The organism is Gaoshiqia sediminis (assembly GCF_025907915.1).
GTDB classification, from domain to species: Bacteria; Bacteroidota; Bacteroidia; order Bacteroidales; family Prolixibacteraceae; genus Gaoshiqia; species Gaoshiqia sediminis.
Map to the genome: position 1 here is coordinate 1 of NZ_JAPAAF010000062.1, position 11,339 is coordinate 11,339.

Consider the following 11,339-nt stretch of genomic DNA (forward strand, 5'->3'; position numbering starts at 1 on the left):
ATCGGTCACGGTCAGCACCACATTGTTCTGTCCCACATGGGCACAAGTGAATGCTTCGATATCCAAAGCAAGGGACTGGATCCCGCAGTTGTCGGCTGAACCGTTGTTAACGGCTTCGGCTGTGGTGGAGGCATTGCCGTCAGCATCCAGGTAAATGGTCACGTTCTGGGCAAGGGCCGTCGGGTCGATGTCGTCAACCACCAAAACTGTCTTTTCACAAGTCGAACTGCATCCATAGGAAGTAGTGACGGTCAAATTTACCGTGTATGAACTATTATTTGAGCTTCCGGAAATGATTGTCACTGCTTGTTGGTTAATAGCGCCGTTGATGCTTGCATCTCCGGTGACTGACCAACTGTAAGTTGCCAACGCAATTGGTGCTTCAAAAATAGTTGATGATGACGGACAAACCGGATCATCGATACCAGCTATAGAGCAAACAGGCAATGGCCTTACCGTAATTTGAGCTGTTGCATCCATAATGCCAGATGTGCGAACACAGCCATTTCCATTCGAAATAGAAACCAATTGATAACTGGTTGTTTCGACCGGCGGCACAGCAACGTCAAAAGTAACAACTGAAGCACTTTCTATCAGTTGGCTCCAGGTTGTGACGCCATCCGTGTATTCTATGGTGTAAGGGGCAGCGAATGTAGAATTAATAGCATCAAACGTTAGCTGACCTGCTTCGCCAACACAAATTGTATTACCGACAAAACCACCTGAAACATTGTTTGGCAGAGGATTTACCGTCACAGCCTTGAAAGATGGGTTCCCTTCGCCACAACCATTTAACGGTTTAGCAGAAACATTTCCGGAAGTTTCTCCAAAATCAACCGTAATTGAGGTTGTTCCCTGGCCACTGGCAATGATTGCACCGGCCGGAACCGTCCATGTGTATGTTAGTGCCCCGGAAACCGGTTCTATTGAATAGGAGATTCCTGTTTCATTTACACAAATTGCATTTTCTCCTGTAATTGGACCTGCATTTGCAACAGCAGTTATTACCGTGATAGAATTAGTTACATTCTCCTTTTTTTGCAGTGCTGTACTTCCACTACCTGAACCGGCAAAGTCAACCTCTATCACAGTGGGAACAGTTTGAGGAATCGTCATTATTGCAGTGGCTACGCCATTTGCATCTGTACTTGCTGTTGTCGTGCTTGCACCAAGCGTAAATACTAAGGTCTCTCCTGCCGCATTCAGCCATGGGCCACTGCCTGTTACTTTATATTGCAACTGAGCCGTGACGCTAATTTCATCGCCACAAATACCTTCAGAAGGCCCGATATTGACAATTTGTGTTTGATAAGCATCTGTAAAAAACGTTTCGGCAAACCAGCCGGTGGTCATTCCCAGGGCAGTTAAATGAAAAGCCGTTCCCAGCTCTTCGTCGAATACGAACCATTCGTCGTACAGATTGCCCTCACTATCGGGAGTGAGGTACCAGGGCTCATGTTCATGGTCTGGAATATTGGGTTCGATGTGAGTAAGCGTTATTTTTACGCTTTCATCCTGGGTCCATCCCGAACCAGTGATGATCACCCATTCTCCAGGCCAATAATCATCCTTGTCGGTAACAATAGTCACTTGTTGTGCCCAAACAGACCCGGCAGCAATCATCATAGAAATGACCAGCAGGGTAAGTTTGAACGCTGATTTCAGCTGAGGTAAAACTTTAACTTTCATAAATATGATTTTTGGGTTGTTTTTAGTCTTGAAATGTTTCCAGAGAAAGAGGCTAACTGGTTACGAACGGCCAAGGGCCTCTCATGGTCACCAAGAATGTCATGGAAGGTTTTAAAAATCAAAAATTAACGATACAGAACAAACGAGCAGTTTATTGATAATCTGCCAAGCATCCGGTTAACCCGCTTAGGTTAAAGTTTCCGGCCAAAAGAGAAATGTATGCCCGGGCCCGCAATAATTTCAACCTGTCCTGTTTTGCCCGCATAAAGGTCCGTGTCTCCGGGAGGTTTTTGAAGAAACCGAATCGCTGAATCCCGGAAAAAAAAGTTATGACAATTTTCAACCTGACACAATGCACTTGCATCATCATTTTATTGTAAACTGCAAAATATCCGACCTGAAACGAACAAATGACAGTTTTCAATTATCAAAGACAGCATTTGAATGATCGAAACAATCAAGCCCAAATTCAGCTTACATCAATCCGGACCAGAGTAGGGAGGTAAGAAATGAAAGTGTGTGAATAGCCTGAAAAATAAACTATTTTACCGTAACGTTCGCGGGTTTATCCAAGCAATGCCTCATACAACACTTCAACCGGGTGAAGCACTTTTCGACCGGTGCCGTCGTTGATATGATGACGGCAGGAGGTGCCGGGAGCAGTGATAATTTCATCGTCACCTGCTTGCCGGACAGCCGGGAAGAGAACCATCTCCCCTATCTTCCGGCTCAATTCGTAATGTTCTTTTTCATACCCAAATGAACCAGCCATACCACAACAACCACTGGCAATTTCAGTTACCCGGTAATTGACAGGTATTTCAAGCATCTTTTTGGTTGGCGTAGTTGATGCTACGGCCTTTTGCTGGCAATGTCCGTGCAGTTTTATTTGTTTGGACGAAGTTGTAAAAAGTGTAGTTGAAATATTCCCCTTCTCAAACTCGGAGGCAATAAATTCGTCGATCATCAGGGCGTGGGCAGCCAGTTGACAGGCTTTTTCTTTCAACGGCCCTTCCGCCAAATCAGGATATTCGTCCCGGAAAGCAAGAATAGCTGAGGGTTCAATGCCCACCAAGGGAGTCATTTCTGAAATAAGCGGATGAAGCTGAAGAATATTCTCAGCAGCTATTTTTTTGGCAGTTTTGACCAATCCTTTCGACAAATAGGTACGTCCGCTTTCGCGATGTTTGGGGATGACCACTTCGTAGCCTAATTTGCGCAACAGCAGAATAGCTTTGACACCCAAATCGCTTTCATTCTGATCGGTAAACTCATCGGCAAACAGATAAACTTTTCGCTTGCTGCCATCCATGTATTTGCGGGGATTCCGGTACCACTGGCGCAAACTCAGCCTCGACAATTTTGGGATTGATCGTTCTTCGGCGAACCCAATCATTTTTTTGAATGCAACCGTTCCGGTCATCCAATTGGTCAGCGGGCGGACGATTCGGCCCATTTGGTATAATTGCGGCAAACAGGCAATCAACCGGGCACGCATCGGGATGCCATGTATCTCGTAATAATGCTGCAAAAATTCGGCTTTCAGTTTGGCCATGTCCACATTTGAAGGGCATTCGGATTTACAGGCTTTGCAGGAGATACAAAGCTCCAGCACCTGAAAGATCTCTTCATGATCAAACGGATTTGCTTTTGGCGAGCGCGTTAGAAATTCGCGTAATAAATTGGCCCGCCCGCGGGTGGACTTGTCCTCGTCTTTCGTGGCCATAAAGGTAGGGCACATGGTACCGCCGATGATGGAACTCTTGCGGCAGTCGGCCGAACCGTTACACATTTCGACGGCACGAAGAAAGCCATCCTGTTCCGAAAAATCGAATGCCGTGTTTATCAGACGAGGTTCACCGACCAGATAACGCAGGTTTTCGGTAATCGGAGGCGTATCTATAATTTTTCCGGGATTCAGGATATTGTCCGGATCCCATGTCTGTTTTAGTTTCTTTATCAGCTGGTAATTGTGGTCGCCCAACATAAACGGGATGAATTCGCCACGCAACCGGCCATCACCATGTTCGCCACTGAGCGAGCCCCGGTATTTCTTCACCAGCACCGCAATCTCCTTGGCAATGGTATGGTACAATTCCACATCTGCTTCGTCTTTCAGGTTGAGCAACGGACGAAGATGGATTTCGCCGGTAGCAATGTGGGCATATTTCACACAACTTAATCCGTATTTTTCCAGGACCTGATCAAAATCGGCCATATACCCAGCAAGATATTCCGGGGCGACAGAGGTATCTTCAATAACGGTAGTGCTTCGTTTGTCACCCGGAATGTTTGACAATACGCCCAATCCGGCAGTTCGCAGGGCCCATACTTTTTTTATATTTTCGGCCCCCTGCACCAATGGGAAGTGATAGCCCAGTTTTGCCTCACGAAAATCTCTTTCCAATGCTGCCGCTACCTGTAATAATTCCGGTTCCGTCTCGCAGGCAAACTCAATCATCAGCATGGCTTTGGGATCTCCCTGAATGAAAAACCGGTTTTTACGCTGTTCGATATTTTCTTTCGTACAGTTCATGATGATGTCATCCATCAATTCAACAGCTCCCGGTTGACGCTTCAGGGCGATAAGGTTTCCCTGATAGGCTTCTTCCAAACTTGAGAAATGTGCACAAACCAATCCTTTGAATGTTGGAGGAAGCGGTATCAAATTGAGCTTTAACCTCGTTGAAAAGGCCAGCGTACCTTCGCTCCCGGCCAGTAATTTGCACACATTCAGCGACTCGCCGTTCCCGGTAAACGGATCGGTTTCCAGCAAAACATCGATCGCGTAACCGTTATTCCGCCGTTTTACTTTCGGGTCGGGAAACTCGGCCCGGATCTGTTTTTGGTTTTCCGGGTCGGATAACATTTCTTCCAGATTCCGGTAAATTCTTGTTTCCAGCAATTCAGGATCGCCCTGGCACCTTCTCCGAAATTCGGCTGTAGTCATTGCCTTAAAGGTAATTTCTGATCCGTCGGCCATCAGACATTCTGCCTCCAGCAAGTGGTCGCGGGCGCTACCGTAAATCAGCGAGTGCAGCCCGCACGAGTTATTACCCACCATGCCGCCAATGCAACAGCGGTTGGCCGTCGAAGTTTCCGGCCCGAACTGCAATCCGTGCGGCGCCAAAAACAGGTTTAGCTCCGCCAGGTTGACACCGGGTTCCACCTCCACCCACCTGGCAGCTGCATCGAAAGCAAGAATCCTGTTCATGTATTTGGAAATATCAACCACAATCCCCGCCCCGACAACCTGGCCGGCAAGCGAAGTACCCGCTGCCCTGGGGATCACCGAAGTATTGTTTTCCCGGGCAAAAGCAATAATTGTCCGAATGTCTTCCTTCGACTTCGGACGACAAACCGCCTGTGGCATTTCGCGATACGACGAAGCATCGGTGGCATACAGCACACGCTGTACATTGTCGGTAAAAACATCCCCTTCCAACTGCTGTTTCAGGGCAAAAAACGGATCGGTTGCTTTCATAACGGTTTTACTGGTGGTGCAAACAAAAATAGCCATTTATCCATTTGAGGTGAAATATTGACGCCCGACTTCCGTCTAAAATGAATGATTTCGCTATTCGTCAGGATTTTCTTCCCTCGTATTTCTCTCGGAAATGAAAAATTTAAGAAAACTTAATATAAAAGTAGGTGATACCGGGAAGTCGTACAAATACCATACAATCGATTGCACACGTCAGATTCCATACCGGCGAAACACCCCACTCATCAGCCCTGAAATTGGCAGGATTAACAAATAAATATCATAGAACAGGTTTTTACAGGGTATATTTTGCCTATTTTTGTGCGTAGAATAATTTATTCAAAAGTTAGAATTCTTAACCTTTCAGATGAAACTGACAAGTTCTTTCAGGTCTGTCTGATTTATAATTTTCAATTCAAAAAATAAACCGGACCGAATTACTTGTCTGTTCCACGTAGCAATGAAATTTTAGCAACATATACAATGAAACTACTTGAACGTGTAATTAAAAACGCACAAAGTTATCAAAAGCGCATCGTATTGCCCGAAGGATGTGAACCCCGGACATTGCGTGCGACAGAAATCATCTTAAAAGATAATATTGCCCGGATCATTTTGTTGGGGAATCCGGTAGAAATCATGAAGGCCGCCGGCGAATGTGGTGTAAACATTACAGGTGCAGTGCTGATTGACCCCAAAACAGACAGCCGCCGTTCGGCCTATGCCGATACCATGGTAGAAATCAGAAAGTCAAAAGGATTGACCAAGGAGGAAGCCCTGGAGATGCTGAACGATCCGTTGGTATTTGCCCCCATGATGATCAAGAGTGGCGATGCTGACGGTGAAATAGCCGGGGCCATCAATGCTACCGGCGATGTCTTGCGTCCTGCTTTTCAGTTCGTAAAAACACTGCCGGGCGTTAGCGTTGTTTCCGGAGCTTTCCTGATGTTTGTGAACGACCCGCATTTTGGTCACGATGGCATTCTGGTATTTGCCGACTGCGCCGTAATGCCCGATCCGGACGAACGCCAGCTGGCTGAAATTGCCGTTACCACGGCCAAGACCGCCAAAGCCATTGTGGGAATGGAACCCCGCGTGGCCATGCTTAGTTTTTCAACCAAAGGCAGCGCCCAGCACCCAAATGTGGACAAGGTTGTAAACGCGCTGGCGATTGCCAAAGAGCTGGACCCGCAATTGAAAATTGATGGCGAGTTGCAGCTGGATGCCGCGCTGATGCCGGAAGTTGCCCGTCTGAAAGCGCCGGACAGCGAAGTGGCCGGACGTGCCAACGTACTGGTATTCCCCGGGCTCGAAGCCGCCAATATTGGTTATAAGCTGGTTCAGCGCCTGGCCAACGCCGAAGCCATCGGCCCGGTACTCCAGGGTATGGCCGCCCCCATCAACGACCTGTCCCGTGGATGCTCTGTGAGTGATATTGTGAATATGGTAGCCATTACATCAAATCAAGCCGCTGCGCTTTTTGATTAAATTAAAGGAATATGTCGAGCGAAGTAATATATGAAGCCATTGAAGAATTTGGCTTAAGCAAAAAAGCTAAATCCAGCACCCTGTTTTCGAAAATAGGGATTGTTGGGTGCGGGCTGATCGGGCAAAACCTGGCACGAGTGGCCAGTTTTTACGGCATCGAAGTAGTATTTATTGAAGTAAGCGAAGAAAAAATCAGGGAAGCCTACCGGAATATCGGCAAGGTGCTGGATCACCGCATTGAGCATTGGGGATTGACAGCCGGCGAAAAACGCGCTATCCTTTCGCGCATCAAAGGCACCCTGGATTATAAAGATCTGGCAGGCTGCGATTTCGTCATCGAAGCCATCCGGGCAGTTGACCGCGGTGGAAAAATCAAGGAACGGAAAAACATCTTCAAAAAAATTGAAAAAGTGGTGGATAAAGATTGTATCATTGCCACCAACTCCACCACCATCGTCATCACAGAACTATCCTCCGAATTGGCACACAAAGAACGCTGCGTCAGCCTCCACTTCTTTGTCTCATCTCCCGAAGCACGTATTGTAGAGGTAGTTAAAGGCTTATACACTTCGAATGAAGCCTACGAAAAAGTGTGCAAATTTGTCCGCCTGATCAACCGGAAAGTAGTTCCGGTTGAAGAGTCGGCCGGACTGGTCAGCGTGCGTATGTTCGTCGTGATGCTGAACGAAGCCTGCGAAATTCTGATGGAAGGTATCTCTTCGGTTGAGAACATCGACGAAACCATGCGGATCGGATTCGGTATGCGCATGGGTCCGTTCGAAGTTGCCGATAAAATGGGACTGGATAAAATCATCCGCTGGATGGACAATATTTATAATGAATTTGGCGATGTCCGCTATAAACCTTCTCCCTACATCAAACGCCTGGTAAGGGCCAAACAACTTGGCATGTTTACCGGCAAAGGATTCTACCGTTACGACGAGGACGGAAACAAAATAAAAGAAGGTGGGGAAAACTGTCAGTAAAAATTACAACCAATGAAAATTCTTGTTCTTAACTGCGGTAGCAGTTCAATAAAATACCAACTTTTCAACATGGCCGACCACCATGTAGTAGCCAAAGGAGGCATTGAAAAGTTAGGAATGAAAGGATCATTCCTGAAACATAAACATGAAGATGGACGTCAGATCGTTTTCGAAGGTGAGATCCTGGATCATAAAGGCGGGATTGAGTATATCCTGGGGATTCTGACCAGCGAAAAATACGGCTGTCTGAAAAGCCTGGAAGAAATTGATGCGGTTGGACACCGTGTGGTTCATGGCGGAGAGTTCTTCAGTTCCAGCGAATTTATCACACACGAGGTGATTGACGCACTTGTAAAATGCACCGACCTGGCACCCTTACACAACCCGCCAAACCTGAAAGGTATTTACGCCATGGAAGAACTTATCCCCGGTATTCCGCAGGTAGGTGTCTTCGATACGGCTTTCCACCAAACGATGGATCCGGTTGCCTACATGTACGGTATCCCTTATGTCTTGTATAAAAAATACGGCATCCGCCGCTATGGCTTTCACGGTACCAGCCACCGTTACGTGACCAAGCGCGCCTGCGAAATCCTGGGCCGCGACTATGAAACGCAGCGGATTATTTCCTGCCACCTGGGCAACGGGGCATCGATCGCTGCCGTGAAAAATGGAAAATCGGTGGACACCAGCATGGGCTTTACACCGCTCGAAGGCTTGATTATGGGTACCCGCTGCGGAGACCTCGATGTGGGTGCGGTGACCTATATCATGGAGAAAGAAGAAATTGGACTGAAAACAGCCAGCACCTTATTTAATAAACACAGCGGTGTTTTAGGGCTGACCGGAATTTCATCAGACATGCGTGAAGTGGAAGATGCAGCGACAGAAGGAAACGAACGTGCCAAACTGGCCCTGGAAATGTACGACTACAAGATCAAAAAATACATCGGCTCGTACATCGCAGCCATGGGGGGGGCCGACATTCTGATCTTTACCGGAGGTATTGGCGAAAATGCGGACACGACCCGACACGGTGTTACCAAGGAAATGGAATTCCTGGGCATCCAAATTGATGAAGATAAAAACTGGGGTTCGCGTGGAAAAGAAAAAGTCATCAGTAAAGATGGTTCGCCCATTACCGTGATGGTTGTTCCCACCGACGAAGAAATGATGATCGCGCTGGATACGGAAAAGATTGTGCGTGAAAATGTAAAATCATAAGTTTGGGCCGCCAAAATAGGACAAACTGAAATTATACACAGGTTATCTAAACCTGATTTAAACGTCTGATGCTTTTTAGCATCGGACGTTTTGTTTTTCAGCGGTTTAAAAACATTTTTTAGTTTGACATTTGTTCTGTAAATTTCATTCATACTATCGGTAGTTTTATCATTCGGGTGAAGGGTTCAATGAAATTTGGATGCCCAAAGGCGTGATGAGCCTGTAAACTTTAAAAGGAGAACTTATGATTAAACAGTTGAATGAGATCATTGCACTGGCAAAAAAAGGCCCGGTACGCAAAATGGTGTTGGTGAACGGCATCGACAGTCACAGTTTGGAGGCTGCCCGCCTGGCGATTGAATTGGGCTTTATAAAACTGGTTATAACGGGTCCCCGAGCCGAAATCCGACAGGTTTGCCAGCAACTTAACATGGATTTTTCGTCCTTCGAAATTATAGAAGCCAACAATGAGGATGACGCTGCCCTGACCGCTGTAAAAATGGTGAACTCGGGTAAAGCCGACCTGATCATGAAAGGCCTGATCAGCACCGATAAATACATGCGTGCCCTGCTGAACAAAGAATTTGGCCTGTTGCCCCACAAAGGCGTGTTGAGCCACGTTTCGGTAATTGAAAATCCGAACTACCACAAACTCTTGATTGTTAGCGACGTGGCGGTCATCCCCTACCCCGATTTTTCACAAAAAGTGGCCATGGCCAATTACCTCATCCAAACGGCGCATGTTCTGGGAATCGACAAACCCAAAGTTGCCGTCATTGCGGCTACCGAGCAGGTGCTGCCATCTATTCAGGCTTGTACCGATGCGGCCATGCTATCCAAAATGGCCGAACGGGGACAAATTACCGGCGCGTTGGTGGACGGCCCTATGGCGCTGGATGTGGCGCTCGACCGGGAGTCGGCCGAAATCAAGAAAATCAACTCTTCGGTAGCGGGCGATGCCGATTGTTTGCTTTTTCCCAACATTGACGCCGGAAATGTGTTTTACAAGATGGGTGCCAAGTTGTGCCGGTCGGAACAGGCCGCTGTTGTGATGGGGGCACGGGTACCAGCCATTTTGTCGTCCAGGGGCGACAGCACCCAAACAAAACTGTATTCCATTGCGTTGGCCGCATTACTGAGTAAATAAATTACATGAGTGACATTCGCATTTTAGCTATTAATCCGGGATCAACATCCACCAAATTTGCGGTGTATTTCAATGAGGAATGCAAGCTTTCCAAGGTACTTCGGCATTCCATCGACGAGTTGGCCAGCTATAAAAACATTATCCAACAATTCGACTTCCGGAAAGGTCTGATCATCGATGCCTTGATAGAAGAAGGGTTTGACGTTGACCGCATTAAATACATCATCGGCCGGGGCGGCTTGACCTACCCGCTGGAATCGGGTGTTTACCTGGTTGATAACCTCATGCTCGACCACGCCCGCGAAGGGGTTTACGGGCAGCATGCCAGTAACCTGGGCCCGCTGATCGCCGATTACATTGCCAATCAAATCCCCGGCGCCAAGGCTTATATTGCCGATCCGGTGGTGACGGACGAACTGGATGAAATTGCCCGGATTACAGGACATCCGGCCTTCAGGAAGCGATCTATCTTTCACGCGCTGAACCAGAAAGCCACCGCCCGCCTCCATGCCCGAAAAACCGGTGTTCCTTACGAAAAGCTACGTCTGATTGTAGTCCACCTGGGTGGCGGCATCTCAGTTGGCGCCCATGTAAACGGACGGGTGATCGATGTAAACAATGCCCTGGACGGCGATGGCCCTTTCAGCCCCGAACGCAGCGGATCGCTCCCGGTTGGGCAGGTAATCGACCTGTGTTTTGAAGGACGACTATCCAAAGGTGACATCCGGCGAATGGTGGTGGGCGAAGGCGGATTTGTGGCCTACCTCGGCACCAACAATGCGCAGGAAGTGCAGCAACGGGCCCTGTCAGGCGACGAAAAAGCCCACCTGATCCAGGATGCGCTGGCCTACCAGGTTGCCAAATCAATTGGTGAAATGGCCGTCGTGCTGGAAGGAAAAGTGGATGGTATTTTGCTTACAGGCGGGTTGGCCCACAACCAATATGTGACAAACTATATCAGCAACAAAACAGCTTTCATTGGGCCTTCCTATATTTATCCTGGCGAAGACGAACTGGAAGCCCTGGCCATAAATGCCCTGATGGTGGCCCGCGGTGAAGTGGCAGCAAAGAAATATCGACCGATCCTGTAATACCGGGAGTTCCTCAGGGAAATCGTTTTTAAAATATAGTTCACCCTTTCAATGCACATGTGTCTCAAATGCTTCCAATGCCTGAGGCATTCCCGGTAGGTGCAGGATAAGTTAATATGGATTTTCCTCGTGGCTATGGCATGTTGAGGCCGTCTCAAAACAAAATTTGGGACGGTCTTTCTTTTTCTGGATTTTGGAGATTTTAGATTTTGTAGTTGGTTTGTTTATGG

Annotated in this window: 6 protein-coding genes and 1 pseudogene; 5 read left to right on the forward strand and 2 right to left on the reverse strand. The window is 47.6% G+C overall.

Features of this window, described 5'->3' with window-relative positions:
- Positions 1–1,689, reverse strand: a pseudogene (locus tag N2K84_RS19365) (hypothetical protein); the annotation flags it as partial.
- Between the two features lie 565 nt (positions 1,690–2,254).
- Entirely contained in the window at positions 2,255–5,209 is a 2,955-nt protein-coding gene (locus tag N2K84_RS19370) for an FAD-binding and (Fe-S)-binding domain-containing protein (RefSeq protein WP_282593491.1), read from the reverse strand.
- 447 nt (positions 5,210–5,656) lie between these two features.
- On the opposite strand from N2K84_RS19370, the gene pta reads away from it, so the two are divergent.
- The 5 genes from pta to buk all read left to right on the forward strand — a co-directional run bounded on the left by pta (position 5,657) and on the right by buk (position 11,109).
- Positions 5,657–6,661 (forward strand): phosphate acetyltransferase, encoded by a 1,005-nt coding sequence (pta, locus tag N2K84_RS19375; protein ID WP_282593492.1) that lies wholly within the window; start codon positions 5,657–5,659, stop codon positions 6,659–6,661.
- A gap of 11 nt (positions 6,662–6,672) precedes the next feature.
- A complete protein-coding gene (locus N2K84_RS19380) occupies positions 6,673–7,647 on the forward strand; it encodes a 3-hydroxyacyl-CoA dehydrogenase family protein (RefSeq protein ID WP_282593493.1) in 975 nt (324 codons plus the stop codon).
- 12 nt (positions 7,648–7,659) lie between these two features.
- A complete protein-coding gene (locus N2K84_RS19385) occupies positions 7,660–8,871 on the forward strand; it encodes an acetate/propionate family kinase (RefSeq protein ID WP_282593494.1) in 1,212 nt (403 codons plus the stop codon).
- A gap of 244 nt (positions 8,872–9,115) precedes the next feature.
- On the forward strand, positions 9,116–10,018 hold the full coding sequence (locus tag N2K84_RS19390) for a bifunctional enoyl-CoA hydratase/phosphate acetyltransferase (RefSeq protein WP_282593495.1): 903 nt from the start codon (positions 9,116–9,118) through the stop codon (positions 10,016–10,018).
- Between the two features lie 5 nt (positions 10,019–10,023).
- Positions 10,024–11,109: a butyrate kinase gene (gene buk, locus N2K84_RS19395; RefSeq protein ID WP_282593496.1), complete on the forward strand. Its 1,086-nt coding sequence runs from the start codon at positions 10,024–10,026 to the stop codon at positions 11,107–11,109.
- The last annotated feature ends 230 nt before the right edge of the window (positions 11,110–11,339 follow it).

What these genes read in the sequence shown, in the direction of transcription:
- N2K84_RS19380 (WP_282593493.1), top strand. Translation starts at nt 6,673, where the DNA reads ATGTCGAGCGAAGTAATATATGAAGCCATTGAAGAATTTGGCTTAAGC.
- N2K84_RS19390 (WP_282593495.1), top strand. Translation starts at nt 9,116, where the DNA reads ATGATTAAACAGTTGAATGAGATCATTGCACTGGCAAAAAAAGGCCCG.
- N2K84_RS19370 (WP_282593491.1), bottom strand. Translation starts at nt 5,209, where the DNA reads ATGGCTATTTTTGTTTGCACCACCAGTAAAACCGTTATGAAAGCAACC.
- pta (WP_282593492.1), top strand. Translation starts at nt 5,657, where the DNA reads ATGAAACTACTTGAACGTGTAATTAAAAACGCACAAAGTTATCAAAAG.
- N2K84_RS19385 (WP_282593494.1), top strand. Translation starts at nt 7,660, where the DNA reads ATGAAAATTCTTGTTCTTAACTGCGGTAGCAGTTCAATAAAATACCAA.
- buk (WP_282593496.1), top strand. Translation starts at nt 10,024, where the DNA reads ATGAGTGACATTCGCATTTTAGCTATTAATCCGGGATCAACATCCACC.